20 protein-coding genes, 1 pseudogene and 2 riboswitches are annotated in these 23,641 nt (G+C 73.8%); of the genes and pseudogenes, 13 read left to right on the top strand and 8 right to left on the bottom strand.

Annotated features, from left to right (window positions below):
* The first annotated feature begins 119 nt into the window (after nucleotides 1–119).
* Entirely contained in the window at nucleotides 120–830 is a 711-nt protein-coding gene (locus tag ABTY56_RS00440; RefSeq protein ID WP_350624888.1) for a rhomboid-like protein, read from the top strand.
* 189 nt (nucleotides 831–1,019) lie between these two features.
* On the top strand, nucleotides 1,020–3,740 hold the full coding sequence (locus tag ABTY56_RS00435; protein WP_350624886.1) for a ligand-binding sensor domain-containing protein: 2,721 nt from the start codon (nucleotides 1,020–1,022) through the stop codon (nucleotides 3,738–3,740).
* Nucleotides 3,741–3,941: 201 nt separating this feature from the next.
* On the opposite strand, the gene ABTY56_RS00430 is transcribed toward ABTY56_RS00435, so the two are convergent.
* From ABTY56_RS00430 to ABTY56_RS00400, 7 genes are all read right to left on the bottom strand, one after another.
* Nucleotides 3,942–4,322: a VOC family protein gene (locus ABTY56_RS00430; protein ID WP_350624884.1), complete on the bottom strand. Its 381-nt coding sequence runs from the start codon at nucleotides 4,320–4,322 to the stop codon at nucleotides 3,942–3,944.
* A gap of 378 nt (nucleotides 4,323–4,700) precedes the next feature.
* On the bottom strand, nucleotides 4,701–5,639 hold the full coding sequence (locus ABTY56_RS00425) for an STM4011 family radical SAM protein (RefSeq protein ID WP_350624881.1): 939 nt from the start codon (nucleotides 5,637–5,639) through the stop codon (nucleotides 4,701–4,703).
* Nucleotides 5,636–6,970, bottom strand: coding sequence for an STM4012 family radical SAM protein (locus tag ABTY56_RS00420; protein WP_350624879.1), 1,335 nt, complete (start codon nucleotides 6,968–6,970; stop codon nucleotides 5,636–5,638). The genes ABTY56_RS00425 and ABTY56_RS00420 overlap by 4 nt, the downstream gene beginning before the upstream one ends.
* On the bottom strand, nucleotides 6,967–7,839 hold the full coding sequence (locus tag ABTY56_RS00415) for an STM4013/SEN3800 family hydrolase (RefSeq protein WP_350625243.1): 873 nt from the start codon (nucleotides 7,837–7,839) through the stop codon (nucleotides 6,967–6,969). Before ABTY56_RS00415 ends, ABTY56_RS00420 begins: the two co-directional genes overlap by 4 nt.
* Before the next feature lie 59 nt (nucleotides 7,840–7,898).
* Nucleotides 7,899–9,023: an STM4014 family protein gene (locus tag ABTY56_RS00410; RefSeq protein WP_350624877.1), complete on the bottom strand. Its 1,125-nt coding sequence runs from the start codon at nucleotides 9,021–9,023 to the stop codon at nucleotides 7,899–7,901.
* Between the two features lie 15 nt (nucleotides 9,024–9,038).
* Nucleotides 9,039–9,974, bottom strand: coding sequence for an STM4015 family protein (locus ABTY56_RS00405; RefSeq protein WP_350624875.1), 936 nt, complete (start codon nucleotides 9,972–9,974; stop codon nucleotides 9,039–9,041).
* A gap of 60 nt (nucleotides 9,975–10,034) precedes the next feature.
* Nucleotides 10,035–11,012, bottom strand: a complete 978-nt coding sequence (locus ABTY56_RS00400) for an STM4015 family protein (RefSeq protein ID WP_350624873.1) — start codon at nucleotides 11,010–11,012, stop codon at nucleotides 10,035–10,037.
* Nucleotides 11,013–11,213: 201 nt separating this feature from the next.
* Here ABTY56_RS00400 and ABTY56_RS00395 point away from each other — a divergent pair, with 201 nt between their 5' ends.
* From ABTY56_RS00395 to ABTY56_RS00375, 5 genes and pseudogenes are all read left to right on the top strand, one after another.
* A complete protein-coding gene (locus tag ABTY56_RS00395; protein WP_350624871.1) occupies nucleotides 11,214–11,540 on the top strand; it encodes a DUF8820 family protein in 327 nt (108 codons plus the stop codon).
* Between the two features lie 159 nt (nucleotides 11,541–11,699).
* Nucleotides 11,700–12,821, top strand: a complete 1,122-nt coding sequence (locus tag ABTY56_RS00390; RefSeq protein ID WP_350624869.1) for a DUF6745 domain-containing protein — start codon at nucleotides 11,700–11,702, stop codon at nucleotides 12,819–12,821.
* A gap of 136 nt (nucleotides 12,822–12,957) precedes the next feature.
* Nucleotides 12,958–13,740 (top strand): annotated as a pseudogene (locus ABTY56_RS00385) (MerR family transcriptional regulator); the annotation flags it as partial.
* Between the two features lie 170 nt (nucleotides 13,741–13,910).
* Nucleotides 13,911–15,128: a glycosyltransferase gene (locus ABTY56_RS00380; RefSeq protein ID WP_350624867.1), complete on the top strand. Its 1,218-nt coding sequence runs from the start codon at nucleotides 13,911–13,913 to the stop codon at nucleotides 15,126–15,128.
* A 199-nt stretch (nucleotides 15,129–15,327) separates the two neighbouring features.
* Nucleotides 15,328–15,723 (top strand): DUF5958 family protein, encoded by a 396-nt coding sequence (locus ABTY56_RS00375; protein WP_350624865.1) that lies wholly within the window; start codon nucleotides 15,328–15,330, stop codon nucleotides 15,721–15,723.
* A 53-nt stretch (nucleotides 15,724–15,776) separates the two neighbouring features.
* On the opposite strand, the gene ABTY56_RS00370 is transcribed toward ABTY56_RS00375, so the two are convergent.
* The gene (locus ABTY56_RS00370) at nucleotides 15,777–16,550 is read right to left on the bottom strand and encodes a class I SAM-dependent methyltransferase (protein WP_350624863.1); all 774 of its coding nucleotides are present in this window, start codon (nucleotides 16,548–16,550) and stop codon (nucleotides 15,777–15,779) included.
* An 83-nt stretch (nucleotides 16,551–16,633) separates the two neighbouring features.
* On the opposite strand from ABTY56_RS00370, the gene ABTY56_RS00365 reads away from it, so the two are divergent.
* The 6 genes from ABTY56_RS00365 (at nucleotide 16,634) to mmsB (ending at nucleotide 23,177) form a co-directional block, all read left to right on the top strand.
* A complete protein-coding gene (locus ABTY56_RS00365) occupies nucleotides 16,634–17,176 on the top strand; it encodes a hypothetical protein (RefSeq protein ID WP_350624861.1) in 543 nt (180 codons plus the stop codon).
* Between the two features lie 7 nt (nucleotides 17,177–17,183).
* Nucleotides 17,184–17,963 carry a class I SAM-dependent methyltransferase gene (locus tag ABTY56_RS00360; protein ID WP_350624859.1) on the top strand — a complete coding sequence of 260 codons (780 nt, stop codon included), beginning with the start codon at nucleotides 17,184–17,186 and terminating at the stop codon, nucleotides 17,961–17,963.
* Between the two features lie 215 nt (nucleotides 17,964–18,178).
* A riboswitch (cobalamin riboswitch) is annotated at nucleotides 18,179–18,351 on the top strand.
* Nucleotides 18,352–18,575: 224 nt separating this feature from the next.
* Nucleotides 18,576–20,075 (top strand): CoA-acylating methylmalonate-semialdehyde dehydrogenase, encoded by a 1,500-nt coding sequence (locus ABTY56_RS00355; protein WP_350624857.1) that lies wholly within the window; start codon nucleotides 18,576–18,578, stop codon nucleotides 20,073–20,075.
* A 5-nt stretch (nucleotides 20,076–20,080) separates the two neighbouring features.
* Nucleotides 20,081–21,223: an acyl-CoA dehydrogenase family protein gene (locus ABTY56_RS00350; RefSeq protein ID WP_350624855.1), complete on the top strand. Its 1,143-nt coding sequence runs from the start codon at nucleotides 20,081–20,083 to the stop codon at nucleotides 21,221–21,223.
* The gene (locus ABTY56_RS00345; RefSeq protein WP_350624853.1) at nucleotides 21,223–22,296 is read left to right on the top strand and encodes an enoyl-CoA hydratase/isomerase family protein; all 1,074 of its coding nucleotides are present in this window, start codon (nucleotides 21,223–21,225) and stop codon (nucleotides 22,294–22,296) included. Before ABTY56_RS00350 ends, ABTY56_RS00345 begins: the two co-directional genes overlap by 1 nt.
* Nucleotides 22,293–23,177, top strand: coding sequence for a 3-hydroxyisobutyrate dehydrogenase (gene mmsB, locus ABTY56_RS00340; protein WP_350624851.1), 885 nt, complete (start codon nucleotides 22,293–22,295; stop codon nucleotides 23,175–23,177). The genes ABTY56_RS00345 and mmsB overlap by 4 nt, the downstream gene beginning before the upstream one ends.
* Before the next feature lie 167 nt (nucleotides 23,178–23,344).
* Nucleotides 23,345–23,569: riboswitch (cobalamin riboswitch) on the top strand.
* The last annotated feature ends 72 nt before the right edge of the window (nucleotides 23,570–23,641 follow it).

The raw sequence follows: 23,641 nt of genomic DNA, 5'->3' as shown, positions 1-23,641 counted from the left end.
AGAGGGGCCCAGGGGGTGGCGGATCACCCGGACGGGCCGCCGCGGCGGCGGGTGGCGGCCGGGCGGGGTGAGGGTGAGGGGGAGTGGACGGTGCGGGAGGGTGTGTCGAGGAGGCGTCGATGGCCGGCGGTACCGCCAGGAGCTCCGAGACGCACCGGCGGCCCTGGTGGGCACGCACCGCCCACGCGGTGTGGGCCTACGTCCGGCGTGCGCCGGGCACCTACATCTGGCTGGCGATCCTGCTCGTCACCACGCAGGTGATCCGGCACGTCGACCCGGTGACCGCCGACCGCATCCTGCAGCGGCGCTCGACCAACCTGCACCACCTGCAGGTCTCGCCGGTCCGGGTCCTGGTGGCCAGCGCGCTGTGGATCGCGGGCGGCGGATGGCTGTCCTACTTCCTGCTCTACAACCTCTTCCACGTGCCGGCCGAGCGCTGGCTCGGCACGCTGCGCTGGATCTCGGTGGCGGCGATCGCGCACGTCGGCGCGACCTATCTCAGCGAGGGTGTGCTCGGCTGGGCGATCCACCGCGGCCTCGCCCCGCCGAGGGCCGTCTACACCCTCGACTACGGCGTCAGTTACGCGCTCGCCGGCGTGGTCGCGGTGCTCACCTACCTCATCGTGCGGCCCTGGCGGTACCTGTACGCGGTCGGCGTGCTCGTCGTCTACGGACTGGGCGTCCAGCAGAACCGGGACTACACCAGCATCGGTCACCTCAGCGCGGCGCTGATCGGCTTCGCCTGCTACCCGCTGACCCGGGACCGCCCCGGCGCCTTCGACCCGGTCGCCTCGGTGCGCGCGGCTCGGCGGCGCGTACGCGGGCACTGATCGGGAGTCCGCCGACCAGACATGACGGGCAATCAGCATTCTGTGAATGCCAACTGGGTGAAACCGTAGGAGTATTACCGCCTTCTTACCGTACGCCCCTTCCCCCGGGCGGATCGGCCGACCAGGCTGTCCCCCTGTTTCCGCCGAGTCGCGCGACCGCGCGACCGGCCGCAGGGGAGGACCGCAACCGTGCCCACCAGGCAACGACGACGGCTGCTGCTGAGCGCCGTCACGCTCACCGCGATCGGACTGACCACCACCCAGGCGCTCGCAGCGCCGCCCGTCCCCACGGAGTCGCAGCCGTGGCAGGTCCGGCACCAGGCGGACATCGGGAAGAAGCACGCCCGGAAGGTGCGGAGCGCCGCCGGCGCGACCACCGCGGCCCCGGCGGCCCCGGGCCTCAGCCCGCGGGCCGAGGCAGAAGCCGGGGACGGCGGCGACGAGGCGGAGAACTCCGCCGAGGGCACCGCGCAGTACACCGAGGCCCGCACCGCCCCGGGGGTGGTCGCGCCGGGCGCCTACGGCGCGGCCTGGGCGCAGTTGCAGTCCGTGCCGCACACCGGCGGCAGCTGGGACCACGTCACCGACAAGCCGTACAACTCCGACGACCCGCGCTACCGCGACGTCAACTCCAACTCCAGTGGCGGGTCCGGTCTGGTGACGGGCCGGATCACCGGCCTCGCTGCCGACCAGGACGGCTACGTCTACGCGGGCGGAGCCAACGGCGGAGTGTTCCGCTCCCGCACCGGCGGCGGTCACTGGGAGCCGATCGCCGACAAGCTGCCCACCCTGTCCACCGGCACCCTGAACCTCGACGAGGGCGGCCGGCTCTGGTACGCCACCGGCGAGTCCAACACCGGCGCGACCTCGTACGTCGGCACCGGCGTGTACGTGCTCGCCGACCCCGGGCACGGTGAGTTCCAGCCGGGCAGCCGGGTCGGAGGCGCCGAGCTGGAGTCGACCATCATCCACGCGCTGCGCTTCGCCGGGGGCACCGTGTGGGCGGCCACCAGCCGGGGTGTCTGGAGCCACTCGACCACCACGCTGTCGGGCCCGTGGACCCTTGAGTTCGCGCCCAACCCGGAGTACCTGCCCGGAGGTTCCAAGGCCGGGGACCCGGCCGCGCCGTACAAGAACATCGCCAACGACATCGCGATCGACCCCAAGGACCCGAGCAAGGTGATCCTGGCGGTGGGCTGGCGTGGCGGCGACACCTACAACGGCTTCTACAGCAAGGCCGCGGACGGCAGTTGGCAGCGGGTGGCCTCGCTGGGCGACCTGCCGACGGACGCGTCCGACGTGGGCAACGTGACCTTCGCCCGCTCGGCGGACGGCTCGCGCTACTACGCGATCGACCAGTCCCCGGCGGTCATGGCGAGCGACCCGGACACCGGCCTGAAGGGCATCTACGTCTCCAAGTCCGGCTCGCCGTCCGGCCCGTGGACGCTTGTCGCCGACAAGGACAAGCTGAAGAACTCCGGCTCCGCGCTGCAGGACGACGGGTACCAGCCCGGCATCCAGGCCTGGTACAACCAGTCCCTCCAGGTCGACCCGGCCGACCCGGACCACGTCTACGCCGGTCTTGAGGAGGTCTTCGAGACCACCGACGGCGGCGCCAAGTGGGCCACCGTCGGGCCGTACTGGAACAACGGCTTCCCCTGCTGGAGCATCGACCCGGCCAGGCAGACCGGCGACTGCTCGCCGACCACCCACTCCGACCAGCACGCCGTCGCCTTCGGCGGCTACCAGGGCAAGGCCACCGTCTACGTCGGCAACGACGGCGGCGTCTACCGGCGCCCGGCTGTCGGGCAGTTGGACGCGTTCGGCCACGCCAAGGACTGGACGCCGCTCAACGACGGCACCATCGACACCCTGCAGTACTACTCCGTCGGCGTCGGCAAGGACCCGGCGGACCGCTCGGGCCGGGGCGTGATCGTCAGCGGTGGTCTGCAGGACAACGGCCAGTCGATCCTGCGCGCCCACGACAAGGTGATGGGCTCCAACTTCGGCGGCGACGGCGCCGACACGCTCGTCGACCCGGCGAACGGCTGCAACATGGCCGAGGAGTACGTCTACCTCGACATGTGGGTCACCCAGAACTGCGCGGTCAACGACGGCAGCTGGACGAAGGATCCGAGCAAGGCCACCTCCTACGAGGTCGCCCCGCCGGACAAGGACGCCGGCGCCGCGCGGTTCATCGCGCCGATCACCAGCGACCCGAAGGACGGCAACACCTGGATCGCGGGCGGCCAACACGTCTGGGTGCAGCACAAGGGCTACGCGATCCGCAGCGGCAGCGAGTGGACCTCGGCCTACGACCTCGGTGCCGGCCACGTCGCCAGCGCGGTCGCGACCGTCGGCGGCACCGTGTACGCGGGCTGGTGCGGCCCGTGCAACAACGTCGGTTTCAGCCGCGGCATCGCGGTGGGCAAGACCGACGGCAGCGGCTGGCACCAGCTCGACCTGCCGGTCGACGGCACCCTGCCGAACCGCTACATCTCCTCCTTCGCGGTGGACGAGAACGACGCCCAGCACGTCCTCGTCGCCTTCAACGGCTTCTCGCGCACCTGGACGGAGGGCCCCGGCGCGGGCATCGGCCACCTCTTCGAGACCCACGACGGCGGCACCACCTGGACCGACGTCTCCGCCAACCTGCCCGACGTCCCGGCCACCTCGGTGAAGATCCTGCCGAACGGCGGCCTGGCCCTCGGCACCGACCTGGCCGCGTTCTACCGCGCGCCGGGCACCACCGACTGGCGCGTCCTCGGCCGCAACCTGCCCACCACCGCGGTGCAGCAGCTGAAGATCGGCCCGGACGGCAAGCTCTACGCCGCCACCTTCGGCCGTGGCATCTGGTCCTTCGACCTGCGCCGCCTCGGCCACGGCCGCTACGACGAGGCGGACGACTGATCGGTCGACCGGGTGATCGGTTGACCGGCTCGCTCCCGTCGCCGTCGGCGGCTGCCGCCGCCCGGTCCGCTCCGCGCGAGTGGGCCGGGCAGCGGAGCCGCCGTGCGAGGGGTGCCGTGGGGCGGGAGGCACGGGGGCACGACGGGCCGGTGGGCGGACCCTCGCGGAACCGTCCACCGGCCGGGTGGATGGTGGGACGGCCTACGGCCCGACGCGCTGGGCCACGCAGAGGATGTTGCCCTCGCTGTCCTTGAACCAGGCGGCGCGCATGCCCTCGCCCTCGGCGACGCCGTTGACGGTCTTCAGGCCGGGGAAGTCGTACTCCTCGAAGGTGATGCCGCGGTCGCGAAGGCCGGCCATCTCGCCGTCGAGGTCGGCGACCTTGAAGCTGGCGAGCGTGTGGGCGGCCTGCCCGCCGCTCGGTGTGTGGTAGACGGAGAACTGGGTGCCGCCGCAGTCGCAGGCGAACTCCTCCTCACTCTCATCGGTGAGTTTGAGGCCGAGGGTGTCGGTGTAGAAGGCCTTGGCGCGGGCGAGATCGGCGGCGGGGATGACTGCTTGCAGCGGTGCGTCTCCAAGCATGGTGTATCGCCTCCTCCCTGCTACCAGGCTAGGGAATCCGGAGCCGGGCCGCCCGGCGGGCGGGGTGCCGCTGCGGGGGGTGCGCGCGGCGTTGCCGGGAGTCACCGGCGCGGGGTGAGCGAGCGGACGGCAGGTGGGCGCCGATCATGTCGCGGAGCTGCAGACACACGATTCAGTTGTCAAGGAGCGGTTCGCAGGCCGCCACCGTGCCGGGGTGCCGCCGGCCGGGGCCACTGAGCCGGGGTGCCGCCGAGCACGGGGCCCGGCACGGCTGCCGGTCGTATGCCGCTGATCATGTCGGGCTCCTTCCTGAATCTGCCGGTCGTGTACGGTCGTTCGTACACTTTCACGCAGCGTGGTCGGTTCGCAACCGATTTATCACCGGCGCTGCGGCCACCCGTCCGGCACGCGCTCCAGGACGCCCGCGCCGAACAGCTCGTACAGCGGCAGGGTCTCCAGGTGGACGTAGCCGATGTGGCAGTCGCAGGCCTCCGCCGGACAGGGACGGGGCCCCAGCCCGGCGCGGTAGCTGCCGTCGTAGAGGTTGCCGAGGACGTCCCGGACGAAGTGGCAGCGGCGTACGGTGCCCCCGCCGTCCACCGACAGCACGGACTCGCCGGTGCGGCAGGGCAGCCCGGCGCTGGGGTGGGCGTGCCGGCTGTAGCCGAAGTGCGGGTCGATTTCGGCCCACCTGGCGGCCTCGGCGTCCGGGTAGGAAAGGCCCTCGGCGGCGTTGACCCACAGGTAGACGCCGCCGGCGAGTTCGGCGCGCAGGCGGCGGGCCTCGTCGAGGTGCTCGGGCTGACCGACCACGCCGACGCTGTAGCGCACCCCGAGCGCGTCCAGCTCGCGGCACTTGGCGAGGAACCGGTCGCGGGTGACCTGACCCGGGTGGAAGGTGACCCAGAGGGCGAGCGTGTCGAGGTCCGCCTCGGCGAGCCAGCCGGTGCGGCAGCTGAGGTTGGTCTGGATCGCGACCCGGCGGACGTGCGGCAGGCGGCTCAGCTCCACCAGCGCCCGGCGGTACCAGGAGCGGACCAGGCCCTCACCCCAGGGCGTGAACAGCAGCGACAGCGTGTCGCCGGTGCCCGCGCGCCCGGTGGCCCAGACGGTGAAGCGCTCCAACGCGGCCCGGTCGGCGCGCAGTTGATCCGGGGTGTCGCGGCGCTTGGCGAACGGGCAGTAGGGACAGTCGTAGTCGCAGGAGGCCAGCGGGCCGCGGTAGAGCAGGGTGAGGTCCCGCGCGCCGCCCTCCTCGGCCGGCCCTGGGGCGGGAGCAGCGCCGGGTGCGGCGGCGGGCATACCGAGGAAGGTCATCTCGCCTCGTACGCCGCCATCAGGGCCCGGACCTCGGGCGAGAACAGCATCGGGCCGGCCGCGTCCGAGTGCGCCAGCCCCTCCGGCGAGAGCCGCAGGTGCTCCGGGTCGTCCGCCGCGAGCCAGCCGCGCTCGGCGAACTCGGCGAGCTCGGCCGGGAAGTCCTCTGCGGGCGAACCGCCGAACCGGGCCCGGTAGTCGGCCAGCGGCATGCCCCCGGCCTGCAGCAGCGACTGCACCAGGTGGCGCCGGCGCGGCTCCGCGCCGTGCATCCGGTGGCCCACCTCGGCCCGGTGGAAGTCCTCGGTGGCGACGTAGTCGTCGATGATGCCGCGCACCTCGGTGGCGTTCACCGCGTAGTCGAAGGAGTAGTGCAGCCGCGAGGTGTAGGAGCGGGCACCGCAGCCGAGGCCGACCATGCCGTCGGTCTGGCAGGCGTACTCGCCCGCCCCGGCCTGCGGGGAGGCGGCGCGGCGGAACATCCGCATCGACACCTGCTCGTACCCCTGGGAGAGCAGGTGGTCGCGGCCGGAGCGGTAGAGCCCGAGCCGACGGGCGTCCCAGTCCGCCCGGCTCTCCTGCTCGCCGCGCCGGGCCAGGCCGGTCAGCGGACGGACGTACAGCGGGTACAGGTACAGCTCCTCGGGCTGCCAGGCGAGCGCGGCGTCGAGGGAGCGCAGCCAACTCGCCTCCGTCTGGCCGTCGATGCCGTAGATGAGGTCGATGTTGAGGACCGGGAACCCGGCGGCGCGGATCCGACCGAGGGCGGCCTCCACCTCGGCCCGCTTCTGCGGACGGACGGCGGAGCGCGCCTCCGCGTCGTCGAAGGACTGCACGCCGAGGCTCAGCCGGGTGGTGCCCCGGGCGGCCAGCACCTCCAGCCGGTCGGCGGTCGACGTGGCGGGCGAGGCCTCCACCGAGAGCGGTACCGCCCGCAGGTCGGCGCCCATCCGCCGCTCGGCTATGTCGCACAGCCGCTCCAGCTCACCGGCCGTCAGGTAGGTCGGCGTGCCGCCGCCGAACGCGGCCAGCGCGAACCGGGCGCCCTCGTCCAGGGCCTCGCGGACGGCCACGGCCTGCCGCTCCAGCGCGTCCAGGTAGGCGGTGGTCAGCCCCTCGGGGCCGCCGATCCGGGTGAACAGGTTGCAGAAGCCGCAGCGGACCTCGCAGAACGGGATGTGCAGGTAGAGCGAGAGCGCGTGCTGCGCCTCCCCGGCCCACAGCTCGCGCAGCAGCGGGCGCTCGGGCAGCGGACGGTAGGCCGTCTTGTGCGGGTAGGCGTAGACGTACGACTGGTACGGCGATTCGACGCGCGGGGGTGCCGTGGTCATGCGCGCTCCTCGGGGGCTGCGGAGGAGGAGAGGGCGGCGGAGGAGACGGCAGCGGCGTCCGCCGGTCGGGCCGGGAGGGTGAAGTGGGCGTACGGGACGGTCCAGACGACCTCGTGGCCGATCCGGTGGCCGGTGTAGCCGTCCTCCCCGTACGCGGTGCCGTGGTCGGAGCAGACGATCGCGAAGCACGGGCGGCGGGCGCTCATCGCCTCGAACAGTCGGCCGATGTGGGCGTCGACGTACTCCAGGGCGGCGGCGTGACTGGCCCGGGAGTCGCCGTGCTCGCGGTCGGCGCCGGGCAGGTGGAACCAGTTGGGCTGGTGCAGGGCCGAGACGTTCAGGAAGAGGAACAGCGGCCGACCGGCGGGCTGTTCGGCGGCGACCCGCTCGGCCCGGGCGACCTGCTCCTCGAAGGACGTCGGGGACGCCACGCCGAGCTCGGGCGCCCAGTGGCTCTCCTGGAACAGACCGGGCAGCACCGAGCCGAGCGGGCCCTGGTTGTTGAAGAAGCCGACGCCGCCGATGCACACCGTGCGGTACCCGGCCGCGGCCAGGGCGGTCGGCAGGTCCGGGGCGTCGAAGACCCAGGTGCGCGGGGCGGTGCTCTCGGAGCCGGCGAAGCGGGCCGCGAACAGCCGCGGGTGCGGGCCGTCGGGGGAGGCCGGGGTCGGCAGGAAACCGGCCAGGATGGCCTGGTGGGAGGCGTAGGTGAAGCTGCCGGGCGCGTGCCGGCGCTCCCAGCGGCCCCCCGGGAGGACGGCGGCGAGGTTCGGGATCCGGCCGGCGGCGGCCAGCTCCTCGGCGACGTCGAAGCGGAGCGTGTCGAGGGTGACGAGCAGCAGGTCGTGGGTGCCCACCACGGCGTTCATGTCGGGGGAGGGCGCGGGAGAGGAGGCGGGCACGGTGGCCGGGGCGGTGGTCTGGTGGTTCATCGAGCGGGTTCCGTGATCTGGTGGTCCGTCGCCCGGAGCGGCGATCGGGAGGGTGCGGTGAGGGCGGCGAGCTGGGCGCCGTAGGTGTCGAGGCCCTCGGCGGGGCCGCCCGGCAGCCCGGTGAGGCCGGGGAGCAGGTCGCCGAAGGCGTTCACCTCGCCGACCAGGGCACGCCGCCAGCCCGCCGTGGGCAGGACGTCGACGCCGACCATCGGCGAGGCGGGGAAACAGGCCGCGGCGCGCTCGGCCGTCTCCAGCAGGGCCGGCCAGGCGGGGCCGGCGGCCTCCCGGGCCGCGTCGAGACTGCCCCGGGCGCCTCCGAGGTGCAGGTTGGTCATCGGTTGGGTGCTGGTGCGCACCACGGCGTGGGTGGCCCGGCCCGCGACCACCACGACCCGCAGGTCGGCCGAGCGGCCGGACTGCGAGGCCTTCGGGATCCACTGCTCGACGTGCAGCCCGTCCGGCGCCAGGCGGTCGACGATGGCGGCGACCTCCCGTTCGCTGCGGTAGCGGCGCACCCGCAGCGAGTTGTGCAGCTGCCCGCCGGCCAGCTCGACCGACGTGGTGGCCAGCAGCTGCCCGCGCGGCCCGAACTCCAGGGCCGTCACCCCGGAGGCGGAGGAACCGTGCGCGGGCTTGACGAAGACCCGGCGCAGACCGGCCTCGGCGAGGCGCGTGCGCAACTGCTCCCAGCCGGTGACCTCGCCGCCGAGTGCCCGGGGCACCGGGACCCCGGCCGCGGCGAGCAGCGGGTGCGCCCGGCGCTTGTCGAACATCACGGCGATCTCCTCCGGATCGCCCAGCAGCCGCACGCCCGGCCGCGACGCCAGCCCGCGCAGTGCGGCCAGCACGCCCGCGTACCAGGCGGCGGTGCCCTCCACTCTGGTCGGCGCGTAACCGGGGCCGAGGACCGGGCCGCGCAGCAGCCGGTCGACCTCCGGCTCCTCACCGGGCGACTCGATGCGCAGCAGACCGCCCTCGGGCAGCCGGTACCGGCCGCGCAGCACGTCCAGCCAGGGCAGGACGGCGGGCTCGGGCAGCCCGGCGGCCCGGGCGGCGGCGGCGAACAGCGTCACCCGCCGGTGGCCCGGGTTGCCGAGGACGGTCAGCTGCGGCGTCATCGTCGTGCCACCCGCCTACTCGGCGACCGAGACGTACCGGTCGTCATCGTCGTCCGGGCCGCCGCCCTCGGCCTCGCCGAGGTCGAGTTCGACCCCGGGCAGGGCCTGGCGCAGGCGTTCCTGCAGCTCGTCGCTGAGGTAGTGGTGGTGCAGGTCGAGCGCGCGCAGGTGGGTGAGCGGCTGGCCCTCCAGCAAGGCGGTGGCGCCCTCGTCGGAGAGCACGCCCATGGAGAGGTCGATCGACTCCAACCCGGCGACCACGGGCGCGTGCGCGAGGGCGGCGGCGATCTCGTCCTGCAGCTCGCTGTTGGCCAGGCCGAGGTGGCGCAGCGCGGGGAAGCGCGTGCCGTCCAGGAACGGTGCGAGGTCGTCCATCGTGGTGTCGCCGCCGTACTCGTCCACGCCGAGCCACAGCTCCAGGCGCTCCAGCGCGGGCAGTTCGGAACCCGCCACCGCGCGCACCACGGTGGACGGCAGGCCGCCGGACTCGAAGCGCAGGCTGGTCAGCCGGTCGTGCCGCACCGGCTGCAGGACGAGATCCATACCGCCGCGCACGGTCAGCGACCTGAGCCCGGGGAACGCGGTCAGCAGCGGGGTGACGTCGTCCATCTCCAGCCAGGAGATCTCGCACTCGTCGAAGGTCACCTCGCCGAGGAACAGCGCCTCCAGGGCGGGCAGACGCTCCGCCTCGGCCGTGACGGCCTCGACCACCGCGCGCACGGAGTCGTAGCCCTCCTGCCACCAGGGACCGATCACCACGGCGCGGACGCCGGCCGGGTCGACGGTCCGGAGGAAGGACTGCCAGAGCTGACCGAAGTCCTGCTCGGAGCCGTATTCGAGGGCGAGGCGCCAGGCGACGGCGCCCGCGGCGGGCTGCGGCCGGGTGGCCTCGGCGTTGAACTCGTGGATCGGCAGCTCGTGGAAGCGCTCGATGTGTAGGGAGACGGTCATGTCTGGTCCTGGCTGGTCGTCGGGTCGATCGGTCGGACGGGGGCGGGAGGGCGCTGACGGCTACTCGGCGACGGCGACGTAGCGCCGCCGGCCGTCGGGCTTTCCGGGCTCGGACAGGTCGACCTCGACGCCGGGCAGGGCCTGGCGCAGGCGCTGCTGCAGCTCGTCGGTGAGGTAGTGGTGGTGCAGGTCGAGCGCGCGCAGGTGGGTGAGCGGCTGGCCCTCCAGCAGCGCGGTGGCACCCTGGTCCGTCAGCACACCCATGGCGAGGCTGAGCGACTCCAGCCGGGCGACCACCGGCGCGTGCGCCACGGCGGCCGCGATGTCGTCCTCGAACTCGCTGTTCTGCAGGCCGAGGTGGCGCAGCGCGGGGAAGCGCGTGCCGTCCAGGAACGGTGCGAGGTCGTCCATCGTGGCGTCGCCGCCGTACTCGTCCACCCCCAGCCAGAGCTCCAGGCGCTCCAGCGCCGGGAAGTCGCAGCCGGCCACCGAGCGCACGACCGCGCCCGGCAGGCCGCCGGCCTCGAAGCGCAGGGCCTTGAGCGCCTCGTGCCGCAGCGGCTGCAGGGCCAGGCCGCCCTTGCCGTCCCAGTCCTCCGAGGCGCCGCGCACCACCAACTCCGCCAGCTGAGGGAAAGCCGTCAGCAGCGGCGTGACGTCGCACTGCTGGATCCAGGAGATCTCGCACTGCTCGAACGTGATGTCCCCGACGAACAGTGCGCGCAGGGCGGGCAGACGACCGGCGGCGGCGACGACCGCCTCCATCGGCTCCTGGAAGCTGTCCGGCTCCTCCGGCGACCACTGGCCGATCACCACGGCCGTGACCCGCTCGGTGTCGACGGCGTCGAGGAACTGCTGCCAGTGCTCGGCGAACGTCGACCCGGACTCGTAGTCGAGGTTGATCCGCCAGGCGGCCGAGGCCGCGTCCGGCAGCCGGAGCGCAGCGGAACCACCCCGCTCCGCGGACTCCTCCAAGGCCTCGACGAAGTCGAAGACGGGGAGACCGTGGAACCGCTCGATGTGGTCGTTGACAGTCATGCGCCGCTCCTCCGGGGTCTGGGCCGAACAACTGTCTACCAGCAGGGACTGACAACCCGGCGGGCGGGTCGGCGCCGGGGCGCGTTGTCAGACCCTTGCCCTATGGTCCGGTCATGGCTCCGGAGAGTGACCGCGGGAGGCGCTGCGGAGCCGTGGGCTCCGGCGTCCGCCGGGGTCCGGCCGTACGGCGAGGGAGGACTGATGTACCGCCAGGGTGACGTGCTGATCGTGCCGGTCGAGGAGGGTGCGGTGCAGCCGCGGGTGGCGGACCTGGCCGTGCAGCCCCGGGACGCGAGGGGCCGGATGGTGCTCGCGCTCGGCGAGGTCACCGGGCACGCGCACGCCGTGGTCGGCCCCGGCGAGCTGCGCCGGGAGGCCGGGCCGTTCGGCGCGGGCTGGCTGCACCTGCCCGAGGGCGGCCGGGTGGTGCACGAGGAGCACGCGGCGATACCGCTGCCCAAGGGCTTCTACCGGGTGGTCCGTCAGCGCGAGTACGTCCCCGGCGCGGTGCGGATGGTCGCGGACTGACGTCCACTGCGCCCGTCGGGCGGGGCGCCGTACCGGCCGCCGTACGGGGTCGGCAGGCGGTGGGCGGAGGGCGGTGGCACGGCCGCGGGCGGGGCCCGCGGGAACGGAAACACGAGCGGAACAGCCGGGTGGGGAGCCCGGCCGGGAACGGAGCAGGCGATGGAGACGGTGACCCACGACAAGCCGGCAGCCGCGCGGACCACGGACGCGCCGGCGGCGGCCGGTCCCGCCGAGGTGACGGCCCGCTGGCGGGCGGCCGCCGCGGCCACCGGCACGGGCGACCGGGCGGTGGCCGAGCGCGCCGTCCGGGCCGCCTACCGGGCGGCCGGGCTGCCCGAACCCGTGGCGATCCGCTGGTTCGGTTCGCCGCTCGCCGCGGCCGGGGCGGCGATGGAACTGCGGGCCGCCGGTGCCCAGAGCGTGCGCGAGGCCGTGCGCACCCGGCCCTGGGAGGAGGCCCGACGGCGGACCGTCGAGCAGGTCGGCGCGGCCGACTGGCCGGCGCACTGGGCACTGACCGGCGGCGAGCTCGGCCCGGTCACCACCCCGCTCGCCGACCGGGTGCGCAACGCCGTGCTCGACCGGCTCGCGCCCGAGGCCGACCGCGAGGCGGACACCGCCGTGGCCACCGGGGCCCGGGCCCGCCGCACCACCGTCCGGCTCGCGCTGCTGGACGCCGTCCGTGGCCACCACGACGCGCCGTGGTTCGCCGCCTTCGAGGCCGCCGGGGCGAGCGCCGACGCCGTCGCGCCGCTCGCCGAGCTGGCCCGGGAGGCCGGCTGGTGGTGGCCCTACCGCGAGGTGGCCCTGCTCAGCGAGCGGCCGACCGAGCTGCACCGCGACGAGGCCGGGCGGCTCGACCGGGCGGACGGGCCCGCGCTGGAGTACGCCGACGGATTCGCCCTGCACGCCTGGCGCGGCATGCCCGTTCCCGCGGAGTTCCTGGCGGGGCTGGCCGAGGTGACGGTCGAGCGGATCCGCACCGAGGAGAACGCCGAGCTGCGCCGCGTCCTGCTGGAGCACTACGGCTACGACCGCTACCTGGCCGACTCCGGTGCCGAGCCCATCCACCGCGACGAGACCGGTGTGCTCTGGCGGATCGTCCTACCCGACGACGAACCGGTCGTGATGGTCGAGGTGGTCAACTCCACTCCCGAGCCAGACGGCACCCACCGCACCTACTGGCTGCGCGTCCCCCCGAGCACGCGCACCGCCCGCGCAGGGGTCGCCTGGACCTTCGGCATACCCGAGACCGCCTACCACCCGCAGCGCGAGACCTGACCGGCCCTGCTTCCCGGCCGGCCCCAGGGGCAGGCCGCCGAGCTGCGCGTGTTGACCCTCACCCCACGTCAGGCCGCACGGTGGGGCACAGCGAACGCACGGATGCACGGGCGGCACGGACGGCACGGGAGGACTCATGAGCTGGTCGGTGGGACAGGTCTCCGGATTCGCCGGGGTCACCATTCGGACCCTGCACTACTACGACCGGTCCGGGCTGCTGTCGCCCAGCGAACGCAGCCCGGCCGGCTACCGGCTCTACAACGGCGCGGACCTCGCGAGGCTGCAGCAGATCCTCTTCTACCGGGAACTCGGCTTCCCGCTCGACGAGATCGCCGACATCCTGGCGGACCCGCAGGCCAACGCGCTGGACCACCTGCTGGCCCGGCGGCAGGCCCTCACCGAGCAGATCGCCCGGCTGCAGAAGCTGGTCGACGTCGCCGAGCGGGCCATCGAGGTCCAGCGCACCGGGGTCGAGCTCGGCCCGGAGGAACGCTTCGAGGTCTTCGGCGACGTCGTCTTCGACCTCAGCTACGCCGCCGACGCCCACCTCAAGTGGGGCGAGCGGGAGAGCCACCGGGAAGCCCTGGCCCGCGCCGCCACCCACTCGAAGGAGGACTGGCGGCAACTGATGGCGGAGGCCGCCGAGTGGCGCGGCCGTCTGCTGGCCGCCTTCGACGACGGCCTGCCGGCCGACCACGCGGTGGTGCTGGACCTCGCCGAGGAACACCGGCGGCACGTCACCCGGTGGTTCACGCCCTGCCCGCCCGAGATGCACTGCCGGATCGCCGACGACTACGAGGCGGACGCCCGCGCCTTCGCACTCGTCGTACCGGCGGCCGAGCAACGCCCCGGCCTGGCCGGCTACCTCCGCACGGCCATCAGCCGCAACGCCGAACGGCACCGCGCGAACGAGCCCGATTCGGCGAACGGGCCCGAGACGGCGAGCGAACCCGAGACGGCGAACACGTCTCAGCCGACGAACGGCACCGGGCCAACGAACGGCACCGGGCCAACGAACGGCACCGGGCCAACGGACGGCACCGGGCCGACGAACGACTCCGAGACGCCGATCGACCCCGAGGTGACGCGATGAGGATCCTCGTGATGGCCGCAGGCTCGCACGGTGACGTCGCGCCCTACACCGGGCTCGGGGCGCACCTGCGCGGCGAGGGGCACCACGTCGCGCTCGCCGCTCCGGAGACCTTCCGCGAGTCGGCGGCCGACAGCGGCCTGGAGTTCCGACCGCTCCCGGTCGACCCGCGCGGGGCGCCCGCCGGTTCCAAGGGCGGTCGCCCCGAACTGCTCGCGCGAGCGGCCGCGTTCATCGACCGGCTCGGTGACGCGCTCGCCGACGCGGCTGCGCCCGGTGCCGACCTGCTGCTGCTCAGCACCACCACCGCACCGCTGGGCTGGCACCTCGCGGAAGCGATGGACGTACCGAGTCTCGGTGTCTACCTCCAACCCACCCTGCCGACCGGGGAGTTCCCGCCGGTCGTCGGCGGAGGCCGCTCGCTGGGCAGGTGGGGCAACCGGGCCGCGGGCGCGCTCGGCCAGCGGGTCGTCGACCGCCTGCACACCGGGGCCGCGCGACGGCTGCGGGAGCGGCTGGGCCTCCCGGCGCTCTCCCACGGCGCACGGCGGCGGACAGTGGACCGGGCGAACTGGCCGGTGCTGCACGGGTTCAGTCCCACCCTCGTGCCCCGCCCGGCCGACTGGCGGGCAGGGTTGCGGGTGGTCGGCAACTGGTGGCCGCACGTCGCCGCGGACTACCGGCTTCCGGCCGAGGTCGAGGACTTCCTCCGGGCCGGTCCGCCGCCGGTGTTCATCGGGTTCGGCAGCATGGCGGCGGGGCAGGGCGAGCGGCTGGGCGTCCTCGCGGTGGACGCGCTCCGGCGGGCGGGTGTCCGGGGGGTGCTGCAGGCGGGCTGGGCCGGAATCGCCGGCGAGGGGGACGACGTGCTGAGCGTCGGCGAACTGCCGCACGCCCACCTCTTCCCCCGCATGGCCGCCGTCGTGCACCACGCCGGAGCCGGTACGGCGGCGGCGACCCTCCGAGCCGGGGTCCCGAGCGTTCCGGTCCCGGTGATGGCGGACCAGCCCTTCTGGGCCGACCGGCTCGTCCGGGTCGGCGCTGCCACCGCGCCGGTCCGGTTCGCCGACCTGACCGCCGGCGGGCTGGCGGAGGCCGTACGCCGGGCCGTCGAGGACCGGTCCCTGCGTACACGGGCGGAGGTGGCGGCTCGCGCGATGGCGCGGGAGGACGGTGCGGCGCGGGTCGGGGAGGCGGTGGCGAGGTGGGGGTCGTAGAGGTCGCGTTCGTAGGGGAGCGAGCTGCGGCGGCGCTGACGGACGGGAGAGGGGTGCCATCGGAGTGGTGGGCGGCGACCCCGGTCGGTGACGGGGCGCGGGGAGGTCCACGGCCCCGGATAACGGGTTGGCGGACGGCCCGCGGATCTGGGAAGGTCGCGCGCACCGAGCGCAGGAGGGGCGGATGTACGAGCGGGCAGTGATCCTCAACGAGCTGGCGCAGGGCTTGCGGCCGATGGCGGAAGGGATCGGCTGGTTCGAGGGGCTGGCGGACGAGGACCAGCGCCTCGTGCTGCGGGAGCTCGATCAGTTCTGCCGGCAGGCTCGTGCCGGCACGGACGACGCGTCGGAGGCCGTCCGGCTGGCCGGGCTCAGGCCGACGTACACGCCGTGCGTCCTGGTCACGCGGGGGCCGATCGAGCACCAGCTGGGGAAGGTGGCCGCGTTGACCCCGGCGCACGAGCGGATCAAGGCGTTCCGTCTGCTGGTGCACACCTTGGGTCTCGCCGATGCGCGACGCCGGGAACGGTTCTGCGCCGCGGGGTGCGGGCACGAGTGGCACCACCTGGTGGCTCGTCGTCCCGGCGGGGCGTGATCCGTGGCGGGAGGCGGCCCTGAGCTCTTCCTGGCGGGCCGCCAGGCCAGGGCTCAGGGCCTCAGGGCGATCAGGACCGGCTGGAAGAACCCGTTGTCGGCGGGTTCCCTCCAGGCCGCCCCGGTGAAGCCGGCTTCCTCGGCGTAGCCGCTCGACTGCGCCCGGGTGAGCGCCCAGTAGGTGGAGCGGTGGGCATCGACCCGCCACTGCCCGGCGTCGTCGCGCAGCAGCTGGAACAGCTCCAGGTCGTACCGTTCGCCGTCCTCGTGCCACTGCCAGAGCTGGAAGACGACGGACCTCCGCCCCTCCCGCTCGGTGGTCTGCGGCGGCGTGGAGGACGGCCGGCTGCGGCGCAGTTCGTCGTACGGACGGGTGGTGAGCAGCAGCAGGCCGCCCGGGCGCAGGACACGGCGCATCTCACCGAGCGCGGCCAGGACGTCCCCGGGGGTGAGCAGGTGGGGCAGTGCGTTGTCGGCGCAGACGACGACGTCGAAGCAGCCGTCCGAGAAGGGGAGTTGCCGCATGTCGGCGGTCGCGATGGGGAGGTCGAGCCCGAACCGGGCGGCCTCGACGGCGGCGCGCCCGGCGGCCACCGGGCTGATGTCCGTGCCGGTGACCCGGTGCCCCCGCCCGGCGAGGCCGATCGCCTGGGTGCCGATGCCGCAGGCGCAGTCCAGCACCTCGGCGGCGCGGTCGCCGAGGCGGTCCCGGATCAGAGTGTCCAGCGCGGCGCCCTGGCGGGCGACGGAGGCCTCCCAGTCGGCGTAGAGGAGGTGGTAGCCGGCCGCGAAGGCGTCATAGAAACGCGCGATGGGGGAGCTGGTCATGCCACCATCGTCGCGGAGGAAGTCCGCTGCGGGGTACCGGTTTTCGAAGGCGTCACGGGCCGGGGGGAGAGAAGGGGGACCGGGTGGATCCGGAGCAGCAACGAACGACCGCTCGTCGAGCCCAGCCGGAAGCCCAGCCGGAAGCCGGGCCGGAAGCCGGGCCGGAAGCCGAGCCGGAAGCCGAGCCGGAAGCGGCGCCGGCTGCCGGCCCGGGGGCGTGCCCCGGAGCACGCCCGGAGGAGCAGCCGGTCGAGCTGCCCGAGGGTTCCTGGTGGGACTGGGACGTCTTCTCCTGGCGCCCGGGCGAGTTGCGCCTGGCGGCCGGGTACGACCTGTCCTACCACCACGGCCTGGAGCTGGTCTTCGCCGATCCGCTGTACGTCCGCTGCCCGGCGGCTTTCCAGGACCCGGTGTTCCGGGTGCCCACGTGCGAGGAGCGGCAGGCGGTCGAGCGGCAGTGCGGCGAGTCGCCGGGTGTGCTGGTGGCCTTCGAGGCGGACGGCGGCGGCACGGAGCCGGTGACCGGGGTGATCGCCGCCGGGAGTCTGCGGATGCGGTTTGAGCTGGTGCTTCGGTACGCGCCCGGCGCGGAATCCGGTGGCTGTGCGGAGCCCACGCCGGGATGATGCGTGCATGCGCACCTTCGAAGAGCTGATCGCCGAGGCCGAGACCGTGTCCGTGGACGGCTGGGACTTCTCCTGGCTGGACGGCCGCGCCACCGAGGAGCGCCCTTCCTGGGGCTACCAGCGGCTGCTGTCCGAGCGGCTGGGCACGACGGTGGCGGCCCTGGACATCCAGACCGGCGGTGGCGAGGTGCTGGCCGGTGCCCTGCGGCTCGCCGAGCCGAAGGGATGGCTCCCGCCGGTCCTCGCCGCGACCGAGTCCTGGCCACCGAACATCGCCCGCGCCACGCGGCTCCTGCACCCGCTGGGCGCGGTGGTGGTCGCGGACCAGGACGAGCCCCCGCTGCCGTTCGCCGACGAAGCCTTCGACCTGGTCACCAGCCGGCACCCGGTGCGGGCCTGGTGGACGGAGATCGCCCGGGTGCTGCGGCCCGGGGGCAGCTACTTCGCCCAGCACGTGGGCCCGGCGTCCGTCTTCGAGCTGGTCGAGTACTTCCTCGGGCCGCAGCCGGAGGCGCGCGAGGGCCGTCGTCCCGAGGTCGAGAGCGAGGAGGCCCGCGCCGCCGGGCTGGAGGTGGTCGATCTGCGCTCCGAGCGGCTGCGGATGGAGTTCCGCGACATCGGTGCGGTGGTGTACTTCCTGCGCAAGGTGATCTGGATGGTCCCGGGCTTCACCGTCGACGCCTACCGGGACCGGCTGCGCGAGCTGGACGCCCGGATCCGCTCCGAGGGCCCGTTCGTGGCGCACTCGGCGCGCTTCCTGATCGAGGCGCGCAAGGAGATCGACTGATCCGGCGTCCGCCCTGTGCAGATACGGAAGAGTTGAGGGAGTCCGGAAGGTCCGGCCGGCGGTCCCCGCCGGTGCGGGCACCGTTTCATCCGGGAGACGGCTCGGAATCACCTCTCCGGGGCATTCGCACGACCCGCGTGGCGTTCGGCCCAGTGGGATACCGATGACGCGACGCGTGCTCGGACCCCTGGACTTACTAGGACGTCCAACTATATGGTCGATGGCAGGTCCGCGGTGTCAGGGAAGCCGGTGTGAGTCCGGCACGGTCCCGCCACTGTGACCGGGGAGTTCGTCCTCGCAGGAGACGGCCACTGGCAGCCAGCCGGGAAGGCCCGGGGGCGTGCGTCGATCCGGGAGTCAGGATACCGGCCGCGGGTGATCCGTGTTTTCCACGAGGATGGAGACGACACGCATGACTCCGGGCTGCTCCCGTTCCGCTGCTCCTGGCTGTCCTGTGCCGACGACTGCCGGGGCTCAGGCTCACCTGCTCTGACGGTTCGTCATGCCACCGCCACCGCCACCGTGACGCCGCGGGGCCGCGCCACCGTGCGCCCGCCCGTCGGCGGCGGCCTCCACTCCTCCTCTCCCCGATCCTGTCGAGAGAAGGAACCGATGGTCCGTGAACTGACCCACTTCGTCGGCGGCAAGCCCGTCGCCGGCACCTCTGGCCGCTTCGGCGACGTGTACGACCCCAACACCGGCCGGGTGCAGGCCCGGGTGCCGCTGGCGAGCCGTGCCGAGGCCGAGGCGGTGATCGCCGACGCCGCGCAGGCCCAGCCCGCGTGGGCGGCCCGGAATCCGCAACGCCGCGCCCGGGTGCTGCTGCGCTTCCTGCAGCTGGTCGAGCAGGAGAAGGAGGAGCTGGCCCGGCTGCTCTCCGCCGAGCACGGCAAGACCGTCGCCGACGCCCACGGCGACCTCCAACGCGGCCTGGAGGTCGTGGAGTTCGCCGCCGGCATCCCGCACCTGCTGAAGGGCGAGTTCAGCGACAACGCCGGCACCGGCATCGACGTGTACTCGATGCGCCAGCCGCTCGGCGTCGTCGCCGGCATCACCCCGTTCAACTTCCCCGCGATGATCCCGCTCTGGAAGGCCGCGCCCGCGCTGGCCTGCGGCAACGCCTTCGTCCTCAAGCCCTCCGAGCGGGACCCCTCGGTGCCGCTGCGGCTGGCCGAGCTGTTCCTGGAGGCCGGGCTGCCGCCGGGCGTGCTCAACGTGGTCAACGGCGACAAGGAGGCGGTGGACACCCTGCTGGAGGACCCGCGGGTGCAGGCGCTCGGCTTCGTCGGGTCCACGCCGATCGCGCAGTACGTGTACGCCACGGCCGCCGCGCACGGGAAGCGCGCGCAGTGCTTCGGCGGGGCGAAGAACCACATGATCGTGATGCCGGACGCCGACCTCGACCAGGCGGCCGACGCGCTGGTCGGCGCCGGGTACGGCTCGGCCGGCGAGCGCTGCATGGCGATCTCGGTGGCCGTCCCGGTGGGGGAGGAGACCGCGGACGCCCTGGTGGCGAAGCTGGTCGAGCGGATCGCCGCGCTCAAGGTCGGCCGCTCGGACGACCCTTCGGCCGACTTCGGCCCGCTGGTGGGCCGCGACGCCCTGGAACGCGTCCGCGGCTACCTGGACATCGGGGTCGAGGAGGGCGCCGAACTCGTCGTCGACGGCAGGGACTTCCGCCTGGAGGGGCACGAGGACGGCTACTTCCTCGGCGCCTCGCTGTTCGACCGGGTGACGCCGGACATGCGGATCCACCGGGAGGAGATCTTCGGCCCGGTGCTGACCGTCGTCCGCGCCGCCGACTACGAGGAGGCGCTGCGCCTGCCCAGCGAGCACGAGTCCGGCAACGGCGTCGCCATCTACACCCGGGACGGCGACACCGCCCGGGACTTCGCCCGCCGGGTGAACACCGGCATGGTCGGTGTCAACGTGCCCATCCCGGTGCCGATCGCCTACCACACCTTCGGCGGCTGGAAGCGCTCCGGTTTCGGCGACCTCAACCAGCACGGGCCGGACTCCGTCCGCTTCTACACCCGCACCCGCACCGTCACCTCGCGCTGGCCCTCCGGGGTCAAGGAGGGCGCGAGCTTCACCATGCCGACGATGGGGTGAACGCCGTGCACACGCACCTGACCGACGATCAACTCGCGATCGTCGACACGACCCGGGCCTTCGCCCGCGAACACCTCGCGCCGAACGCCGTCGAGTGGGACCAGACCAAGCACTTCCCCGTGGACGTCCTGCGCAAGGCCGCCGACCTGGGCCTGGCCGGCGTGTACGTCCGCGACGAGTCCGGCGGATCCGGGCTGACCCGAGCCGACGGCGTGCTCGTCTTCGAGGCGCTGGCGACCGGCTGCCCGTCCATCGCCGCCTACCTGTCCATCCACAACATGGTCGCCTGGATGGTCGACCGCTACGGCGACGGCGCCCAGCGCGCCCGCTGGCTGACGGGACTCTGCGCGATGGAGACCCCCGCCAGCTACTGCCTCACCGAGCCGGGCGCGGGCTCGGACGCCGCGGCGCTGACCACCCGGGCCCGCCGGGACGGCGACCACTGGGTGCTGGACGGCGTCAAGCAGTTCATCTCCGGCGCCGGGGCTGCCGAGGTCTACCTGGTGATGGCCCGCACCGGTGGGCCGGGGGCCGACGGGGTCTCCGCGTTCGTCGTCGAGCGGGGCGACCCCGGGGTCTCGTTCGGGCCGAACGAGAAGAAGATGGGGTGGAACGCCCAGCCCACCCGGCAGGTGCGGCTGGACGGTGTCCGGCTGCCCGCCGGCCGCCTCCTGGGAGGCGAGGGCGAGGGCTTCCGGATCGCCATGAACGGGCTGAACGGCGGCCGCCTCGGCATCGCCGCCTGCTCCCTCGGCGGCGGGCAGGACGCCCTGGAGCGGGCCACCGGCTACCTGGCGGACCGCGAGGCCTTCGGTGCGCGCCTCCTACACGCCCAGGCCCTGCAGTTCCGACTCGCCGACATGGCAACGGCGTTGGAGGCCGCCCGGGCGCTGGTGTGGCGGGCGGCGAACGCCCTGGACCGGGGGGACCCACGCGCCCCGCAACTGTGCGCGATGGCCAAGCGCTGCGCCACCGACACCGGCTTCGAGGTCGCCAACCAGGCGCTCCAACTACACGGCGGCTACGGCTACCTGGCCGAATACGGCATCGAGAAGATCGTCCGCGACCTGCGGGTGCACCAGATCCTGGAAGGGACCAACGAGATCATGCGCGTCATCGTCGCCCGCGGCCTGACCGGGGCCGCGTGATGCCCGGCTCCGACCTGGACGAGGTCATCCTCCGGCGCGAGGGCCGGGCCGGCCTCATCGTCCTCAACCGGCCCGCAGCCCTGAACGCCCTCACCCACACCATGGTGCTGCGCATCGCGGAGGCCCTGGACGCATGGGAGAAGGACCACCGGATGGAGAGCGTCGTCATCACCGGCGCCGGGGACCGGGCCTTCTGCGCCGGCGGCGACATCGTCGCCATCCACCGCGCCGCCACCGGCGGGGACCCGGGCGCGGTCGAGGAGTTCTGGCGCGACGAGTACCGGCTCAACGCCCGCATCGCGCGCTACCCGAAGCCGTACGTGGCTGTGATGGACGGCATCGTCATGGGCGGCGGCGTCGGCGTCTCCGCCCACGGAAGCGTGCGGATCGTCACGGAGACCACGCGCATCGCCATGCCGGAAGCCGGCATCGGCTTCGTCCCCGACGTGGGCGGCACGTATCTGCTCGCCCTGGCACCCGGCGAGCTGGGCACCCACCTGGCCCTGACCGCCGGATCGGTCGGCGCGGCGGACGCGCTGGTCTGCGGGCTCGCGGATCACTTCCTGCCCTCCGAACGGGTGCCGGCGCTGCTCGACGACCTCGCCGAGCTGCCGGTGCACGACGCCCTGGAGCGACACGTCGAGCCCGCGCCGACGGGCTCGCTGGGCGGGCAGCGCGCGTGGATCGACAGCTGCTACGCGGCCGGCACCGTCGAGGAGATCCTCGACCGCCTCCGGGAGAGCGGTGAACCCGAGGCCAAGAAGGCCGTCGACCGGATCACCGCCAACTCCCCGACCGCCGTGAAGGCGACGCTGGCGGCCCTGCGCCGAGCCCGGGCGCTCGGCCCGCTGGAGGCCGTACTGGACCAGGAGTACCGCACCTCCTGCGCGGCGCTCTCCACGCCGGACCTCGCGGAGGGGATCCGGGCGCAGGTGATCGACAAGGACCGTTCGCCGAAATGGAGCCCGGCCACGCTGGGCGCTGTCGAACCCGCCACCGTGGCCCGCTACTTCGCCCCGCTGGGTGAGCGCGAGCTCGGCCTCTCCACCACCACCCCCCTGGAGCGCTGGTGACCCTGACCATCGGATTCGTCGGACTGGGCAAGATGGGTGGCCCGATGGCCGCCAACCTCGTCAAGGCCGGGCACCGGGTGGCCGGCTACGACCTCTCGGCGGACGCCCGTGAGCGGGCGGCGGGGCACGGGATCGCCGTCGCCGCGTCGGCGGAGCAGACGGTGGCAGGAGCCGAGGTGGTCATCACCATGCTGCCGACCGGGCGGCACGTGCTGGACGCCTACGAGGGCCTGACCGCGGCCGCCCGCGGGGCACTGTTCGTGGACTGCTCCACCATCGCCGTCGGGGACGCCCGGGTCGCCGCCGACCTGGCCCGCACCGCGGGGCACCGGGCCGTCGACGCGCCCGTGTCCGGCGGAGTGCCCGGCGCCGAGGCCGCGAGCCTGACCTTCATGGTCGGCGCCGACGAGGCCGACTTCGCCGAGGTCGAGCCGCTGCTGGCCGCGATCGGCCGCAAGGTCGTGCACTGCGGCGCCTCCGGGGCGGGACAGGCCGCGAAGATCTGCAACAACATGATCCTCGGCGTCTCGATGATCGGGGTCAGCGAGGCCTTCGTCCTCGGGGAGAGTCTCGGGCTCAGCCACCAGGCCCTGTTCGAGGTGGCCTCCACCGCCTCCGGGCAGTGCTGGGCGCTCACCAGCAACTGCCCCGTCCCCGGGCCCGTTCCGGCGAGCCCGGCCAACCGGGACTACGCCGCCGGGTTCGCCGCCGCGCTGATGGCCAAGGACCTCGGACTGGCCGCCGGCGCCGCCGAGGCCGCGGGCCTGCCCACCGAACTCGGGCGCAAGGCGGCGCAGTTGTACGCGGACTTCGCGGCCGCCGAGGGCACCGGACTGGACTTCTCGGCGATCATCACCACTCTCAGGAAGGACGGCACGTGACCGGCTACGAGACGATCCTGGTCGCCGCGCCGCCCGCCGCGCCGCCCGCCGCGCCAACTTCGAGCCCACGGTGCGTTTCGGGGCCCCGGACGGCACCGGTGACGGTGACGGAGTCTCACCATGCGGACGCCACACGTGATTTACACCCCCGTCCCGGCGGTTTGCCCCTAAGCTGGCCGTGCAGCTGGTTCGCCCTGTCCGCCAGGCAGGCGCGTCGTAAGAGGGAACCCGGTGGGAATCCGGGACTGCCCCGCAGCGGTGAACCGGAACGACCGCCGTCATACGCACTGGGCCCGGACGGGTCTGGGAAGCGACGGCCAGTAGGTGTCCGCCCCCTCGAAGGGGTGGGCGTGCCGGTGAGTCCGAAGACCTGCCACTGCCCGCCCGCGGACGATCCGCGTGCGGCCATCCGGTGACCTCGTGGGCGGGTCGGCGACCACACCAGGCGGATCAGGCACGCGCCT

Origin of the sequence: Kitasatospora sp. NPDC097691 (assembly GCF_040302665.1) — a bacterium.
Taxonomy (GTDB): domain Bacteria; phylum Actinomycetota; class Actinomycetes; order Streptomycetales; family Streptomycetaceae; genus Kitasatospora.
Note: the sequence above shows the minus strand (reverse complement) of the source record. Positions and strands in the feature narration are given on the sequence as shown.